This window comes from Coleofasciculaceae cyanobacterium (assembly GCA_036703275.1).
In the GTDB taxonomy this organism is placed as follows: domain Bacteria; phylum Cyanobacteriota; class Cyanobacteriia; order Cyanobacteriales; family Xenococcaceae; genus Waterburya.
Genome location: DATNPK010000077.1, coordinates 1 through 17140 on the forward strand (window position 1 = coordinate 1; position 17140 = coordinate 17140).

At 39.6% G+C, this 17140-nt stretch carries 16 protein-coding genes; 9 read left to right on the plus strand and 7 right to left on the minus strand.

The annotated features are described in order from the left end of the window. The 3 genes from V6C71_14820 to V6C71_14830 form a co-directional block, all read left to right on the plus strand. Positions 1 to 329 (plus strand): zinc ribbon domain-containing protein (locus tag V6C71_14820; GenBank protein HEY9769741.1); only part of this gene is annotated, 329 nt, incomplete at its 5' end. A gap of 32 nt (positions 330 to 361) precedes the next feature. Beyond that, a complete protein-coding gene (locus tag V6C71_14825; GenBank protein HEY9769742.1) occupies positions 362 to 1051 on the plus strand; it encodes a Crp/Fnr family transcriptional regulator in 690 nt (229 codons plus the stop codon). A gap of 221 nt (positions 1052 to 1272) precedes the next feature. After that, positions 1273 to 1992, plus strand: a complete 720-nt coding sequence (locus V6C71_14830) for a Crp/Fnr family transcriptional regulator (protein HEY9769743.1) — start codon at positions 1273 to 1275, stop codon at positions 1990 to 1992. 430 nt (positions 1993 to 2422) lie between these two features. Here V6C71_14830 and V6C71_14835 read toward each other — a convergent pair whose 3' ends face one another. The 3 genes from V6C71_14835 to gltX all read right to left on the minus strand — a co-directional run bounded on the left by V6C71_14835 (position 2423) and on the right by gltX (position 6005). Next, positions 2423 to 3715 carry a homoserine dehydrogenase gene (locus tag V6C71_14835; protein ID HEY9769744.1) on the minus strand — a complete coding sequence of 431 codons (1293 nt, stop codon included), beginning with the start codon at positions 3713 to 3715 and terminating at the stop codon, positions 2423 to 2425. Positions 3716 to 3848: 133 nt separating this feature from the next. After that, the gene (locus V6C71_14840; GenBank protein ID HEY9769745.1) at positions 3849 to 4358 is read right to left on the minus strand and encodes a hypothetical protein; all 510 of its coding nucleotides are present in this window, start codon (positions 4356 to 4358) and stop codon (positions 3849 to 3851) included. 195 nt (positions 4359 to 4553) lie between these two features. Next, a complete protein-coding gene (gltX, locus tag V6C71_14845) occupies positions 4554 to 6005 on the minus strand; it encodes a glutamate--tRNA ligase (GenBank protein HEY9769746.1) in 1452 nt (483 codons plus the stop codon). Positions 6006 to 6890: 885 nt separating this feature from the next. On the opposite strand from gltX, the gene ahcY reads away from it, so the two are divergent. From ahcY to V6C71_14860, 3 genes are all read left to right on the plus strand, one after another. After that, complete coding sequence (gene ahcY / locus V6C71_14850) at positions 6891 to 8294, plus strand: adenosylhomocysteinase (GenBank protein ID HEY9769747.1); 1404 nt, start codon at positions 6891 to 6893, stop codon at positions 8292 to 8294. A gap of 143 nt (positions 8295 to 8437) precedes the next feature. After that, a complete protein-coding gene (locus tag V6C71_14855; protein ID HEY9769748.1) occupies positions 8438 to 9019 on the plus strand; it encodes a YqaA family protein in 582 nt (193 codons plus the stop codon). 17 nt (positions 9020 to 9036) lie between these two features. Beyond that, positions 9037 to 9660 (plus strand): exopolysaccharide biosynthesis protein, encoded by a 624-nt coding sequence (locus V6C71_14860; GenBank protein HEY9769749.1) that lies wholly within the window; start codon positions 9037 to 9039, stop codon positions 9658 to 9660. 12 nt (positions 9661 to 9672) lie between these two features. Here V6C71_14860 and hrcA read toward each other — a convergent pair whose 3' ends face one another. Further along, positions 9673 to 10752 (minus strand): heat-inducible transcriptional repressor HrcA, encoded by a 1080-nt coding sequence (gene hrcA, locus V6C71_14865; protein HEY9769750.1) that lies wholly within the window; start codon positions 10750 to 10752, stop codon positions 9673 to 9675. 93 nt (positions 10753 to 10845) lie between these two features. Further along, the gene (locus V6C71_14870; protein ID HEY9769751.1) at positions 10846 to 11193 is read right to left on the minus strand and encodes a rhodanese-like domain-containing protein; all 348 of its coding nucleotides are present in this window, start codon (positions 11191 to 11193) and stop codon (positions 10846 to 10848) included. Positions 11194 to 11339: 146 nt separating this feature from the next. Between V6C71_14870 and V6C71_14875 the strand changes: the two genes are divergently transcribed. Further along, on the plus strand, positions 11340 to 12470 hold the full coding sequence (locus V6C71_14875; protein ID HEY9769752.1) for a DUF3352 domain-containing protein: 1131 nt from the start codon (positions 11340 to 11342) through the stop codon (positions 12468 to 12470). Between the two features lie 23 nt (positions 12471 to 12493). Here the strand turns inward: V6C71_14875 and V6C71_14880 are convergent, their stop codons facing one another. Further along, complete coding sequence (locus V6C71_14880) at positions 12494 to 13480, minus strand: tyrosine-type recombinase/integrase (protein HEY9769753.1); 987 nt, start codon at positions 13478 to 13480, stop codon at positions 12494 to 12496. 195 nt (positions 13481 to 13675) lie between these two features. On the opposite strand from V6C71_14880, the gene V6C71_14885 reads away from it, so the two are divergent. Beyond that, positions 13676 to 13936: a hypothetical protein gene (locus V6C71_14885; protein HEY9769754.1), complete on the plus strand. Its 261-nt coding sequence runs from the start codon at positions 13676 to 13678 to the stop codon at positions 13934 to 13936. Between the two features lie 152 nt (positions 13937 to 14088). On the opposite strand, the gene V6C71_14890 is transcribed toward V6C71_14885, so the two are convergent. Beyond that, the gene (locus V6C71_14890) at positions 14089 to 14745 is read right to left on the minus strand and encodes a class I SAM-dependent methyltransferase (protein HEY9769755.1); all 657 of its coding nucleotides are present in this window, start codon (positions 14743 to 14745) and stop codon (positions 14089 to 14091) included. A gap of 558 nt (positions 14746 to 15303) precedes the next feature. Here V6C71_14890 and hemL point away from each other — a divergent pair. Beyond that, positions 15304 to 16605, plus strand: a complete 1302-nt coding sequence (hemL, locus tag V6C71_14895; protein ID HEY9769756.1) for a glutamate-1-semialdehyde 2,1-aminomutase — start codon at positions 15304 to 15306, stop codon at positions 16603 to 16605. Positions 16606 to 17140: the final 535 nt, after the last annotated feature.

Consider the following 17140-nt stretch of genomic DNA (forward strand, 5'->3'; position numbering starts at 1 on the left):
TGGCGAATCATAAACTCGCAAAAGCAATCAGTGATTGCGGATGGGGTGAATTTTTGCGCCAATTAGAATATAAAGCTAAATGGCATGACCGTAAAATTGGAGCAATTGATAGATGGTTTCCATCATCAAAACGCTGCAATCCATGCGGTCACGTTTTAGACAAGCTGCCTCTGAATATCAGAGAGTGGAATTGTCCTAGCTGTAAGAGCTTGAACTTAAGGGACTACAATAGTTCACTTAACATTTTAGCGGTCGGTCAGACCGTGTTTGCTTCAGGACTAAGCTCTGACGGGGATGGGTCAAAGACCGATCTAGTCAACTTGGGTTGAGTGAAGAATCCCACTGCGTTCACGCATGGGGAGTGTCAATAGTCTCTACTTATCAACGTTTATCTCCACATCTAGAAGAAATATCTCTAACTTCTGGACAAGTTGTACATCAATCTTGCGAAACCATTACGGAAGTATATTTTCCTCAAAGCGCGATCTTTTCTTCGATAATTGTCATGTCCGATGAATCTACTACCGAAATTTGTTCAGTGAGTAATGAAGGCATGGTAGGATTAGCCGCAATTTTAGGCAATAATTCTCTTACCACCAACTCGGTAGTGCAAATATCGGGTACGGCATTAAAACTCTCAGCAGATGTAATTAGAAAGGAGTTTCAAAAAGGTGAGGAATTGCAGTTGCAGCTGCTACTTTACACTCAAGCTTATTTAGCCCATATTTCTCAAATTGCTGCCTGTAGCTCGCTACACAATATTGAACAGAGACTGGCTAGACTACTACTATTAATTCATGACTGCCTACAGCAAGACACTTTACCACTTACCCAGAAATATATCTCTCTGATGCTAAAGGTGCGTCGCGCCAGCATTACCGACATCGCCATCTCTTTTCAGTCACAAAAAATTATTCAGTATAGTCGGGGCAAGATTATAATTTTAAACCGTTTTAAATTAGAAGCGATCGCTTGTGAATGTTACTCTAAGATTAAATGCGAGTACGAGCGGTTACCTAAAAGTAAGTTGATTAGTAAGATTAAGTATTAAGAAAAATAAATTTAAGTACATCAACGTACCGATGTACTAATTTCGGTTCTGTATAATTTTTAGTAGTGTACAAGATCAGCTTAAGCAGTAGCGATAAGTAATGCTTCGTTTTCTTGAACCAGAAAAATAAACTCGAGCGCAATTATAAAGCAATTTATTTTGCTGATGATACAGCTTGATTTTTTCTGCTTCAGCTTAATTAATCTAGACTGTTTCACAACATGATGACCGATCAAGCCGCTCAACCAATCAATCACATCTTAACAGCCCTACCAGAATCAGAATATCAGCGTATAGCTCCTCATCTGAAGCCCGTGAATCTAAGTAGCGGAGAAATTCTTTTAGAGCCTCACGTAAGTACCGAGAAAATTTACTTTCCGCTGCGAGCAATGATTTCATTGGTGTCGATTATGATCGATGGGTCAACCACTGAAATTGGTTTGATTGGCAATGAAGGTATGATTGGTTTGCCTGCCGTTTTGGGGGGTGGTTCTACCACTAGCCGTTCAATCGTACAGATTTCTGGTTCAGCACTAGAAGTATCCGCAGAAATTATTCGTCAAGAGTTTTTGCGTGGTGAAAAGCTGCAACAGTTATTGCTGCTGTATACCCAAGCGCTGCTAACTCAAGTTTCTCAAAGTGCTGCCTGCAATCGTCAACACAATATAGAAAAACGACTGGCTCGCTGGTTACTATCGGTTCATGACTGTATGTTACAAGATGAAATTTGCCTGACTCAAGAGTTTATTGCCAATATGCTGGGTACGCGTCGTTCAGGAGTTACAGTAGCAGCAGGTATCCTGCAACAAGCAGGTATGATTCGCTATAGTCGTGGTAAAATCATCATTCTCGAGCAAAAAAAATTGGAGAAAACAGCCTGCGAATGTTATCGATTGGTGCAAAACGAATTTATACGTTTGTTAGGTTCTCGCAGAGGATAGGTTGAGGGTCAAAGTGCAATATCGTACCGACATTGAGTAATATTAGTAGGTAAATTGAGAACAATCTGGATAAACTGTAGATAGATCGTAAAAAGCAATTAAAAATAAACTAGAAGAGTTAAAGTTTTGCATACTTGAAGGATCTTGCCCCTATTGCTTGTCCAGAAAAATTAAGTATTACGAATTTTTAGCTAATCAAAGATTTGGATTTGACTGTCACAGCTGCGGTTGGCAGGGTAAATTTTCTCTCAAAGAGCTGATGGGGTTTGCTAATCGTGGCATTTGAATTTTCGCGACGAGGAGTTGAAAACCTAGACAAGTTTGAGTACGTTTTAGTACAGACAATTTTGATAGTGATCTAAAGTATGTAGCGTATCTGGCGATCGCTGAAAAAAATAATTGCTGGGAAGTAAATTGCGAATGACTTGCTCTATAACACTCTTAAAATACTCGGAATGCTATCGATTGATTCTAAGTTTTCAATTTCTTTTAATGCTTTACGGAAGTTACCTTCTTGAACATTATGGGTGACGACAACAATCTCCGCTAAATCTTGGCGAAAACCGATTTGTACTACAGATTCCAAGCTAACGTTATGCTTGCCGAAGCTAGTTCCCAAATGACCAATTACTCCAGAGACATCTTGGCAAAGAAAACGAGCATAAAAACGGGAGTCTATCTCTGTAATGGGAGTAAGCTGTTTAAAATGCTCATGGGAACAACGTAGCATCGGGTCGAGTTTTTGCGAAGCGTTGCTGGTTTGTAAAATACCCACAATATTGATGATATCTGATACGACTGCGCTAGCCGTTGCTCCTTGACCCGCACCAGGCCCAAAAAACATTACTTGTCCCAGTGGTTCACCTTCAACCAGAATAGCGTTATAAACGTTGTTGACGTTGGCTAAGGGATGGTCTTTTGATACTAGAGTCGGATGAACTCTCACCTGAAGAGAATCATTGTTGGTGTTAGCTTTAGCGATCGCCAATAGCTTGATGACAAAACCCAAATCGTCAGCATAGCTAATATCGGTAGCGTTGATTTGGCGAATGCCTTCGCAGGAAATATCTTCTCGCTTAATCCTGCCGTTAAAAGCGATCGCAGCTAGGATAGCAATTTTATCAGCAGCATCATAACCATCTACATCGGCGCTGGGATCGGCTTCGGCATAGCCCAACTTTTGTGCTTGTGCCAGAACTTCATCAAAGTCTGCTCCTTCTTGCGTCATTTGGGTCAGAATATAGTTGGTTGTGCCGTTAATAATTCCAATGACGGTTTGAATTCGATTGACTCCTAAAGACTGCTTAAGCGGCTTAATTATGGGAATTCCGCCTCCAACTGCTGCTTCAAGTAAAACGTATACTCCTGCTTGATTAGCTGCGGTAAAAATCTCCTCACCATGACGGGCAATTACAGCTTTATTGGCCGTAACAATATGTTTACCGTGGTCTATTGCCTTGAGAATCAGCGATCGCGAAGGTTCGAGTCCGCCTAATAATTCCACGACCAGATCGATTTCAGGATCGCTGACAACTGATTCTAAATCGGTGGTTAACACTCCTGATGGTAGTTCGGGCGATCGCGGTTTATCGAGCGATCGTACCCCGACTTTGGCTATGACAATTTCTCGCAGCAGATTATTGCGTCCCGCAGGATCTAATAAAATCTTTGCTGTCCCTGTTCCAACCGTACCGTATCCTAACAAACCAATCTTGAAAGCCACAATTTATATCCTGACTGTAACCTCATCAAGTGAGAGCCAATCCGTGTAATTTTTCAATACAAGATTTTGCTCACCTTATCTAGATTAACGGCAATAGGTTATATTGGTGAAACTTTTTCTCTCTGCTGCCTCTTTACCTCCCCGTAATTTTAATTTGATAATTATTGCTAGTATTAACTTGATAAGAACCAACCCAGACTTGATATAATCCTTGCTGCCATTGCCCCTCAATCATGGGATTGGCAGTGCCAGCATCATCATTACACCAAACACCATCAGGACCTTTAACTAATATAGTTGTGTCTGCTGGGCTGGCGACTTCTAAGCGCATAAATTCTAAAAAAGATTCTAGTTTCAATAAATGATTTGCTTGAGAGCGAACATAGCCATTACAGTAGCCAGTGGCGGTATTTTCAGTTTGAGTAATTTCTGTTGCCCTAACTGTTCCTCCACTAGTTCCTTTAATAATTAAAGGCTGGCTAATAATATTTTGATTGATTGCAATACCATTTGCAGCTTGAGCTAAAACTGGATAGCTGCTGAGACTACAGACTATTACTAGTAATAAGCCATAGGTTTTTTTGAATATTAAACTATATCTAAATATTGATAAATATACTGGTTTTATGGCAGCTTGCAACACTTAATTTCTTGCCTAATATAAATTAAATAATATGCTTTTATAAGACACGGTTTTAAGTTATTTTGTTCCAATATATATAAATAGAAGGTATGAAAAATTTGCTTCAATTATTAATCGCGAGCAAGAAAAAGACCTCGCAGCAACAGAGGTCTTTTGATTTTTGGCTGTGTAGCAATAGTAATTAATGTCTTAATCTTAATCGGCAATTTTGTTTAAAGTCCGCTGTAAACGAGTTTTATCTACGCCTAGTTGATTAAGCAGCAGCCAAGTTTGAGTTAAGTCTGGGCCATGTAATTCACCTGTCAAGCCAGCCCGCAGCGATCGCATTACCAAGCCTTTTTTGACTTTTTGCTTTTTTGTCACCTGCTTAATCATCGCTTGAGTATCTGATTCGGTCAGATTAGTACCATTCAAACCAGCGATTATTTCGGAAATTACCGTCGTTACAACTTCTTGCTGTAGTAATTCCATTGCTTCTTCACTGTAATTAACCGAATCAACAAAAAACACGCTGGTTTCTTTAATTACATCGGTCAGACGGTTAAGGGTGGGTGCAGTTAATACCGTCAGGCTTTCTAGCCAGGATCGATCTATCTTGTCTAAGCTGTAGCCAGCTTCTTGCCAATAGGGAATTAACAAATCGGTTAATTTATCGGCAGGCATTTGATGAAGATATTGACTATTGATCCAATCTAATTTGTCCCAGTCAAATTTTGCCCCAGCTTTATTAACCCTGGCTAAATCAAATTCTTGGGCTGCTTCTAAGAGAGTAAATATCTCTTTAGTCGAGTCAGGAAAAGTCCAGCCTAGCAAGGTCATGTAGTTAACTAACGCTTCAGGCAAAAAGCCCATTTTACGAAAATCATCAATGGATGTTACCCCATCTCGCTTAGATAGTTTGCGTCCATCTTGATTAAGAATTAGAGGACTATGGGCAAAAATAGGAATTTCAGCACCCAAAGCTTCATAAAGCAAAATTTGTTTAGCGGTATTAGCAATATGATCTTCCCCACGAATAACATGAGAAATTTGCATATCAATATCATCGACCACCACAGCAAGATTGTATAAAGCCTGTCCGTAGGAGTGATCGTTGGTATCAGCAGTACGAGCAATTACCATGTCGCCCCCTAGGTCACCGCCTTGCCAGGTAACAGTATCGCGAATTACATCTTGCCAAGCAATAGTGCGATCGCTATCAATTTTAAAGCGAATTACGGGCTTGCGTCCCTCTGCGTCAAAAGCCTGTTTCTCTTCCATGGTTAGGTTGCGGTGACGATTATCATAACCAGGGGCTTGCCCTTTTGCCTTCTGTGTCTCCCGCATTTGCTCTAATTCTTCAGGCGTACAGTAGCAAGGATAGGCAAAACCTTTATCTAAGAGTGTTTGTACGGCTTGCTGATATTGATCCAAACGCTGAGTTTGAAAAAACGGTCCTTCATCCCAATTTAGACCCAACCAGGTCAATCCTGACTGAATATTTTCCGTATATTCAGGGCGCGATCGCGCTGCATCCGTATCCTCAATTCTCAGAACAAACTTTCCCTGATGATGATGGGCAAACAACCAGTTAAATACCGCTGTCCGCGCTGTCCCAATATGTAAATTTCCTGTTGGTGAAGGAGCAATCCTGACTCTAACACTCACAAAATACCTCTAATCTGAAATTTTTTTATTTATGTGTAATTTATCATTGTAACGAGATTAAGCCACATCTTTCTAACGAAAGCGGGATGTATTTTGGCAGTAGTCAACAATTGAGCTAAATAAATTAGCTAGTACTTGCTTTTAGCAATTTCGGGCAATTTTGTATCTAATGTTTTAAATTTCTAACTATTTTAAAAGTAGCTATTGATGAAATAAAAAAGTTTTAAACGCTTGAACGTTCAAATTTTTGCTAGTATCAAATTATTATAAATTGAACTTATTAGAATAATTATAAGAAAAACTTATTTGATTGCTGCAAAAGCGGTAGAACAACTGACAATTGCTGATTACAGCCAGAAAAAGCCAAGCTCTTATTTCATCTATCTTTACCTGACTAACTCTTCGATTTTGCCTAGTAGTTTGACAATCTCAGTTTTGTGCCTGTAGTATCCAACTACCAGGTCTGCCATCATTATCGTAGTCAATTCACCAACTAAAGCAGATAACCTATTTAGATAATTGTGTTATATTACTTGAGAAATTTATTTAAGCTTATAGGCTTTATACTGGGAAAATTTTGATATTTTTAATATCTTAATTTTGATTAAAAGTACCAGAGTTAAATTTGTATTTATCAATACTTTTGACAGGGGTAGGAGCAATATTGAATAACGATTTGAAAAAGATGCGCTCAACCGCATTTCTATATAGGTCTATATAGGCGCAATAATCGATAACAGACTTATACTATATACATCAAGTTAATCAGAACCTGATTGCTCCACACCTCATTGTTGTCGCTAAGTTGCGAACTAACAAATCAAACTTTAACAGAACCAGCAAAATAATTGCTTTACAGACAGTAGTTTAGTTAACCAAGAACTTATGAATACGCAAGTAATAACCAAAGAGAAGACCAATACACAAGACTATAAAGTAGCTGACATTTCTTTAGCCGATTGGGGACGCAAAGAAATTTCTATTGCTGAAGGCGAAATGCCAGCACTAATGACAATTAGATCTAAGTATAGTAAGAGCAAGCCATTACAAGGTGCTAAAATCATAGGCTGTATTCACATGACAATTCAAACAGCGGTTTTAATTGAAACCCTAAGAGAGTTGGGTGCTGAAGTTCGCTGGTCATCTTGCAACATCTTTTCCACCCAGGACCATGCTGCTGCTGCGATCGCTGCTGCTGGCATCCCAGTATATGCTTGGAAAGGCGAAACAGAAGAAGAGTATATCTGGTGTATTGAACAAACTTGCCACAATGCTGACGGCGATCTTTGGGATGCCAACATGATTTTAGATGATGGTGGAGATCTAACTGGTCATATCCATGAAAAATATCCTCAGATGCTGGAAACTATCCATGGTGTTACCGAAGAAACCACCACTGGAGTTCATCGTCTTTGGGAAATGCTCAAAAATGGCGAATTGAAAATTCCTGCGGTTAATGTCAATGATGCCGTTACTAAAGCTAAAAATGATAACAAGTATGGTTGTCGCCATAGTTTAAATGATGCGATTAAACGTGGTGTCGATCACTTAATGGCTGGTAAAAAAGCTTTAGTAATTGGTTACGGTGACGTTGGTAAAGGTTCTGTAGCTTCTCTACGACAAGAAGGCATGATTGTCAAAGTTGCCGAAGTCGATCCGATCTGCGCGATGCAGGCTTGTATGGACGGTTTTGAAGTAGTATCTCCCTTCATCAATGGTCAGAATGACGGTACGATCAACAGCATCAATAAGGACTTGTTAGGTTCTATTGATCTGGTTGTGACCGCAACTGGTAACTTCAATGTCTGCAATGCTAATATGCTGTCTAGCTTGAAGTCTGGTGCAGTAGTTTGTAACATCGGTCACTTTGATAACGAGATCGATACTGCTTTTATGCGTCGTGAATGGCGTTGGGAACAGGTTAAGCCTCAAGTACATCAAGTATATCGCAGCAACAACCCTCAAGATTTCTTGCTTCTATTGTCTGAAGGTCGCTTGGTTAACTTAGGTAATGCTACTGGACACCCATCCAGAATTATGGATGGTTCTTTTGCCAACCAGGTATTAGCTCAAATGTTCTTATATGAACAAAAGTTTGCTGACTTGCCAGCAGCAGAAAAAGCTGATGCGATTAAGATAGAGGTGCTACCTAAGCAGCTAGACGAAGAAGTAGCCCGCTACATGGTAGCAGGATTTAACGGGGTGATTACTCAGCTAACCGAAGAACAGGCTGACTACATCAAAGTACCCGTCAATGGTCCTTTTAAAACTGACGCTTACAAGTACTAAGTTTTGAAGACAATTGGTTTGGTTGAATTAAGATAGCCAAACCTTGCGTAAATTATAGTTCTAGATTAAGGTGGGCAATGCTCACCTTTTTTTGGTTTTTTCGATTAGTATTTAAAGTTAGTTTTAATTTGAAGCAAAAATTCATGCTGAGAAGTGCTTATCAATGGGTGATTAGTTGGAGTGAAACGCCTTATGGAAGCTGGGCGTTATTTTTATTGTCTTTTGCCGAATCTTCTTGTTTTCCCATTCCCCCAGATGTATTGTTGATTGCCTTAGCTGTAGGACAGCCTATAGCAGCTTTTCAGTTTTCTCTCATTTGCAGCATTGGTTCGGTTTTGGGTGGATTAGCTGGTTATGGTATTGGTTTTTTTGCTTTTGAAACAATTGGGCAACCAATATTAAACCTTTACGACCCCGATCAGGCTGTTTTTAATCAAATTCAGGGACTATATAATAATTGGGGTTTTTGGGGAGTATTGGCAGCCGCAGTTACTCCTATTCCCTATAAAGTATTTACGATCGCCTCGGGTGTATTTAAGTTTAGTCTTTGGCAGTTCACTTTAGCTTCAATATTGGGACGTAGCTTTCGCTTTTTCTTAGTAGGTGGTTTAATTTTTTGGGGTGGAGAATCTTTAAAAGTTTGGATTGAAAAATATTTTGATTGGGTTGCTTGGGGTTTTCTAGCCGCGTTAGTTCTTGGATTCCTCGTACTGAAGTTTATATAATTACCAATAAAGAGCAAATGACAAAACTTTCTGTAGACTTAAATCGCTATTTTTTTGAAGAAGAACGCAACGAGAAAGTCACTTTATCTGAGATTCTCACTTTAGCAGGAGAGCGTATATTCGGGTTCTTGTTGGTCATCTTATCCTTACCCTCAGCTTTACCTGTTCCTGCCCCAGGTTATTCTACTCCTTTTGGTGTTGCGATATTTTTTTTGGCAGTTCAGCTAATTATGGGACGCGATTACCCTTGGCTACCCGCAAAAATACTTAAGGGGTCGATGAAGTTAGAGACAGTGCAGAAGTTTGTCAAAATGGGTACTCCCTGGATTCAGAGAATTGAAAATGTAACTAAACCTCGCCTAGCTTATATTTGTACTAGTCCGCCTGGAAGAGTCATGTTAGGGATAGCGATCGCTCTGATGGCAATCTCAATGATGATTCCGATTCCTGGAACAAATACTCTACCTGCAATGGGTATTTTTGTGACTAGTTTTGGTTTAATCGAAGACGATGGTGCGATTAGTCTGTTTGGTCTAATTCTCTGTGCTTTGGGTGCGGCCTTATCTACTTCGATCTTAATTGCTCTGGTTTGGGGTGGTTCTAGCTTACTTGATGTAATTAAAGAGCAACTGGGTAAATAACTATAGACGTAATCAGGCTAATTGAAAGGGATTAGAAAGATAATCGGCAGTATTTTCTACTAAGGCGATCGCATTTTCGTACAGCATTCTTTTTGGTCCTAAAACACCCACGCTACCTACGGGAACATCATCTTGATAGTAATTAGCTGAGATTAAAGTACAGGTTTGCATTGGTTCTAAATGGTTTTCAATGCCAATCTTAATACTGACTCGTTTGAGGGAGTCTTCTAGCTCTGGTAAGGTAAAAATAACGGGGAATAATTGTTCTTGTTGTTTTTCTAAGAGTGTTAACAGAGTTTGTACCTGCTGTAGTTGTGAAAACTCAGGCTGGCGTAACAACTCTGCCACACCATGAATTACCATCGGACTAGAATTACTGACTTGGAAAGAAAGTTTAAGCTGACTCAATAGCATACCCAGAAAATCAGTATACTGAGAAAATTCGCGGTCTATTTCCGCCCAGTCTAAAGCGGCAATTTCGGTTAAGGAACGTCCTCTCAATTCTCGATCCAGAAAATTAGATAAAAGCTGTAGTTCATGATTGATTGTTGAGCGATCGACTTCTGTTTCTGGTAGAGGAGACTCCATCAAAATTGATTGAGTTTGATAGGAATCAGTCACTACGATTAACATAACCTGGTTGCTAGCCACCTGCACTAACTGTAAATGTCGCAGGGTGCTATTGCGATTTTGAGGAAAGGTAATTAAAGCAATATAACCGCTTAAAGTAGACAGAATCTTGGCTGCTCGCTGTAGTAGGGTTTCAAAACTGGCTCCTGCTACCTGTAATTCCTGCTGAATTATTTTTTGAATTGCTTTATCGATCTTATTGTTAGGCACAATCAGGTGATCGACGTAGGTACGATAACCTGAATCTGAAGGAACTCTTCCCGCCGATATATGAGGTTGATAGAGTAATCCTGCTTCTTCCAAACGCCCCATAACGCTACGAATAGTGGCAGAACTAACCTTAAAATTATACTGTTGTGCCAAAGTTTTAGAAGCTACTGGCTCGGCAGTGGCAATATAGTGTTTGATAGTGGCTTTCAGTATATTCTGATGTCTTGAACTCAGATCTGATTGATTTACCATTAAATATAATTAGATTAATAAATATTAAGATAATTTTAAAATTTTTGCTAAAGCAGAAAAGGGTAGCCTGTCCCTTTAACTTTTAATTACGACTTAATAACGCCGAATAGTCGGGTCGACAAAACGAGAATATGCATCAATCCCGCCGCTCACGTTCATAACCTGAGTAAATCCTCTCATAGACAGCCATTGGCAGAGTTGAGCCGAGCGCATTCCATGATGGCACATAACAACCGTTTCGGCTTCTGGTTTTAAAGTAGTCAAGAGCTGGTTCGACCACTGTTCAAACTCGCTCAGGGGGTAGACCTCAAAACCTGGCAAACAAGCGATCGCCACCTCACTTTTTTCCCTAACATCAATTAATTGTAACGATGAATCAGATTCAGCTAAAAGCACTGCTAACTGATTAACATCTATTTCCCTCAGGTCAGAATTATACATGGTTGCAAAAACGTCGCTATTAAAATATTTCGCTTAATGCTAATTTTCTCTTAGTTTAATCACCAATTGTTGTTAATTTTTTTACGGTCAGACAATATCTATAATATTTACGGGGCTATAACTGTCATTTTTAAGGCATTGAGATCATGAATCGTTCTTTTTTAAGGATTTTGGTGGGTGGTGCAGCAGCTTTTCTGCTAGTTACTATAGTCAGTTTAATCTTCATCGCTTGCCAAAGTTCAATAAGTCTATTAACAGGAGGAGTTAACACTTTTCCACAAGCAACAGCCTTTGTACCCAAACAAGCCCCGGCAGTGGTTTCTGGGTTGGTCAATCCTGAAAAGCTCTATGGTATACGTCAGGTTACATTGCCGCTGAAGAATCGTCAAAGCGATCGCCAAGAATGGCAGCAGTGGACAACAAATTTAGTTAGCAGAATCGGATTAGACTATCAAAAAGATCTCCAGCCCTGGTTGGGAGATGAAATTACCCTAGCTATTACGGCTTTAGATTTTGACCGCAATCTAGATAATGGGATGCAGCCAGGATATCTATTAGCAGTGGAAACCAGAAATAATCAGCTAAGCCAAAAATCTTTAAGCAACTTCTATGAGGGAGCGTACAAGCAGAATGATGCCTCAATGGAGAAATACAAAGGCGCAAAGATTCTTTTTCCGCCGGCTACTAAAACCAAAAATAAACCAATCTGGGCAAGTTCAGTCGTGGGCAATTTTGTTCTGTTTGCCAATCATCCCCAAATCATCAAAGAAGCAATTAATCAGGCTCAAGCAGTCAACTTAAATTTACAACAGTCAGACGACTACCAAAAAGTAATTAGCAGTATCGATCGCCCCCATATTGGTATAGCCTATATTGATGTTGCTAAGACATCAGCCTGGTTAAATAAATCGGTAGCGAGGGAGAAATTTAAGGACAACCAAATTTTAAGTGCTTTTTTATCTATTAGCCACAGCAATTTAGCTGTTCAAACCGCATTAACTAAAGTGGCTGATTCTGTAGCTAGTTCTCAGGCGTATAAATCTTTAATTAATAATTCTGAACTAAATCAAATTATTGATTCTTTGTTCGTTAAGCGCAACACTTATATCGATCTAACCGAAAAGACATCTTTGTTAGAAAAGCAAATGCCCTTATATGAGGTAACCAGATTAGCAATTAAAGCCTTATTTCCTCATCTAAAGGCGATCGCGATTGAAAACCAAAACAATCGCGATAACGTCAGTCGCGCTGAAATTTTATTTAAATTGGCTGCCTAAAATCCTGGTAATTAACCTCTTAATTAAATAGAAGGAATATCAATATTGAGCTTTAGTGCGGGGTTATTTTCCCAGCGATCGCCTACGTGAGCGTAAATACTCGTAGTGCGGGGATCGCTATGTCCTAATAAATCTTGTACCTGGCGTAAATCTGCTCCCGATCTTAAAGCTAATGTACCAGCCGTGTGTCGGAGACTATGAGCTGAAATAGTTCTACCAGGAGTGTGTTTGAGTGAGGCTTGTTCTAAATAGGTATCGACAATAGATCTAATTCCGCGACGCGAAATTCTTTTACCCCGTGTGTTGTTACCAACAGCGATAAATAAAGGTCTAGCTGGGTTTAATACTTCTCCTCTTGTTTCTCTTTGATGCAAATAATTAACCAAAAGATTAGCAATGTCGGGAGTCAGGGGAACAACTCGAATGTTTCTTTTGCCTTCTACTCTAATACCTAAGTTTTTGCCTTGTCTAACTAGACTGGAAATGTCGGCGCGATGTAACTCAACGGTGCGTGTGCCTTCTAATGCCATAATTGCTAGCATTGCCCTGTCTCTGGCGGATTTTAGCGTACCATCATTAGGTATTGTTCCCAACAGTGTTTCTACTTCTGCCTGTTCTAAATAGGTAATTTTTTCCCCAGGGTCAGATTTTTCTCGTGGTGGCTTGACTCCCGCAGCAGGATTAATCGAAATTAAACCCTTTTCGACCGCAGCCTGATAAAAACGTCGCACCACCGCCAGCTTTAAAGCGATCGTAGCTGGCTTATATTGCTTTTGCCTAATCATCCAATGACGATACTTTTTGATGTCATCTTTGATAATTGTGACCGGGTTTAGCTGACGGCGATCGCACCATTGAAGAAACTGTTGTAGCTGCCTCGTATAAGTCTTTAGGGTATCTAAAGAGGCATCCCCTGCGCTCACGTCAATATCTAAAAACTCAGCAAAAACGACCAGTAAATTATTGGTGGTAATAGTGCTAATTTGTGGCGGATTAGTAGCAGCTAACATCGGTTATTACAGCCTAATTTGGCACAATCATAGCATAGCAATTTTTGATTATTGAAGATTATTGAAGAGATTACGAGTCCCAAATATTTGATTTTATCCAAGCATTTAAATCTAAAGTTAATTATCAATTATTGTTTTCTTAACCTTGGTGTTTTAACTCTAAAGCTAAGAGTAAGTTTATCAGAGCAAAAATACATGAGTCAGCAATCAGATAACAGCAAAAATAATTTTCTATATCCCAAGGGAAAATATTATGGTGATTTCTCTCCGGAAAATCCTAACAATCTGTTGTTTAATGCCAACTTACAAGAATTTGCTCACAAAGTAGCCTATATTTGCGCTTTGGAAACTAACGATAAAATATCTACCAAGCAAGCATACGATCAAATCAAAGAATTATGGCATCAGTTAAAGACTTCCAAGAAAGCATTACTCGATCAACAAGACGAGGAATAAAGTAAATATTCTTCGACGGTAAAGGGATGGAGAATATTTACCTGAATCTTTAATCTTCGTTTTAGCGATCTCAATTCGCAATTCTTAAAAACATACACTTGAGTGGTGTGGAAGGGGGGATTCGTGAGGATTCTCCCTATCCCAATTAGGCTTCACACTTGACCTAAAAACAGTGCCGCACAGCCCACGACTTCAACTGAGACATTCCTAAACCGCTTACTAAGCACTTGCTTTAAGCCCTCAAGATCGTCTTGTTGATTTGAAAAAATACCCTTACGGTTGTACGCATCCATAAGGTGCTTGGCAAACCAATTCCGTTGTACGCCTCCCTGTAGAAGGGTTGAACCAAAAACAATTGCCTTGGGGTTCATCAAAGCCTTGAGATGATCGAAAGCTACCGACTTCGACTCGATTGAGCCTGGAAGGCAATGGAGCAGGTAGTTGATTCCGATGGAATCGAACTTTCCTGCATCTAGGAAAATGGGATCTAAGACATTTCGGCGATACGTTTCAGGTTTGTGTTGCACAATTCGTTGAGCGGCGAACTCCAACGTATTGGAGTTGAGATCCATCAAGGCGACGCGCGGTGTAGACGAGGGGAACTGGCATCGTTCAAGAAAGTAACTGCCTACTCCAACATCGAGATGATTCGCTGTAACGTTTTTGTTGTAATGATTCACGAGTCGTTGAGTTGGACACTTCCAGATAAACTGGTTAGAAGCACCGAGTACGACAAAGTCGTAGACAACGAGAGTTCGCTTAGTGTAGAGAGACTGCCCAGCCTCTACTTGCTCAGGTGTAACACTCATTACTCTTTCCTGCTCTGTTTAAAGCCTAAGATTAGTATTTTCAAGTATCAATTGTTTATTTTTAACTTAATTCTCAACCAGTGCGATCGCTTGTTGATTAATTTGCTAGATACTTGAACCGATCGAGCAATTTACAGGCAAGCTTACAGATATATTTCTCAATTAAGAATTCTTTAATTAAAGCGATACAATCGCTGGATCAATTATTTATTTAATGGTGTTTTTTTGCTGGACACAACCGAAAAGCGACTAAATATTTTTAATCTGGGGAATACTATTAGGGTTACGCACTTGAGGAGTATCTCTTAAATGCGCTGCATCGTGCAGCTACGGTAAGCTTTCCATCAAATACTCGCTAAAATGAAGCTGTAAATTGCCATTGGCAGTCAAAAAATTTTAACGAGCAGGTCATAATTTAAAATTTTTTACAATATAGCTCGCTGACAAACTACTATCCGTAGGATAATAAGTCATTGACATTGTACGTTTTTACAAAAACTAATATCTTGAGACTAAAGATATACACTTACACACTCACTTTGATTAAAGGGGAAAATATTGGTTTCTACAACTTCCTTTAAAACGGCTAAATCAGAAGAAATTTTTAATGCTGCTCAAAAACTAATGCCTGGTGGCGTAAGCTCACCAGTACGAGCTTTTAAATCTGTCGGCGGTCAACCAATTGTGTTTGACCATGTTAAAGGTGCTTATATTTGGGATGTCGACGGCAATCAGTATATTGATTATGTTGGTACTTGGGGTCCTGCAATCTGTGGTCATGCCCATCCTGTGGTTATTCAAGCTCTTCACGAAGCTTTAGAGAATGGTACTAGCTTTGGTGCACCCTCCGCTTTAGAAAATGTCTTGGCAGAGATGGTAATTGATGCTGTTCCTAGTATTGATATAGTACGCTTCGTTAATTCAGGAACCGAAGCCTGTATGTCTGTGCTACGCTTGATGCGAGCTTTTACTGGCAGGGATAAAATTGTCAAGTTTGAAGGCTGTTACCACGGTCATGCAGATATGTTTTTGGTTAAAGCAGGTTCTGGGGTAGCAACTCTGGGTTTACCTGACTCTCCTGGAGTACCAAAATCTACTACTAGTAATACTTTAACTGCTCCCTATAATGATTTGGAAACAGTTAAAAAGCTGTTTGCCGAAAATCCCGAGCAAATTGCTGGAGTTATTTTAGAACCAGTAGTAGGTAATTCTGGCTTTGTGACTCCTGATGCTGGTTTTCTAGAAGGGTTGCGCGAAATAACTAAAGAACACGGCGCGCTTTTAATTTTTGACGAGGTGATGACTGGTTTTCGTATTGCCTATGGTGGCGCACAGGAAAGGTTTGGTGTAACGCCAGATCTAACTACTTTAGGTAAAGTTATCGGTGGTGGTCTACCCGTAGGTGCTTATGGTGGACGTGCAGATATTATGTCTATGGTTGCACCAGCAGGGCCGATGTATCAAGCAGGAACTCTCTCTGGTAATCCTTTGGCAATGACGGCAGGTATTAAAACGCTAGAGTTGCTTAGAAAACCAGGTACTTACGAACAGCTAGACCGCATTACTAAAAAGCTATCTCAAGGCTTATTGGCAGTTGCCAGAGAAACGGGTCATGAAGTTACTGGCGGTAGTATCAGCGCCATGTTTGGCATGTTTTTCACAGGTCATGAAGTTCATAATTATGATGATGCTAAAACTTCTGACATGAAGAAATTTGGTCGTTTCCATCGCGGAATGTTGGAAAAAGGTATTTATTTAGCTCCGTCTCAGTTTGAAGCAGGCTTTACTTCCCTAGCTCATACCGATGAAGATGTTGAACAAACCTTGGCTGCTGCTAAAGAAGTTTTAGCTCAGATTTAAGCCGTTGAACTCAAATCGGTCTAATCTCAAGTAAATAATTAGGCGGGATTGTATCCCGTCTTTTTTTGAATTAATAATTGCGATCGCGCAATAGATGAAAAGCAATACTGTAGGTATATTTACGAGTTTTCTAAAAGCTTTACTGCCCGACACTATAAGCAAGTATTAAATTATATAGCAGCTAATTATGACAAGAATATTTTATTAGAAGACATGGCAGCACAAGCCAATCTTACTTCTTCCCATTTTTCTTGTTCATTTAAGCAAACCATTGGTCAGAGTCCCAATCAATTCTTGATGACTTATTGCATTGAACCAGCCAAAAAGATGCTTAATAATCTCAATAACTTGATGGTCGAACTTGCTTTTTTTGTGGCTTTTGCGACCAGGCTAATTTCTGCCGCGTGTTCAAAAAGATTGAGGGTTTAACTTTTAAATAATATTGCAGGAAATAGTTTTGATGGATTATAAAAGATAAATAGAAACGTAGTAATAATTAATCATTCACAATCGCTCTTTAATTTAAATTAAAATC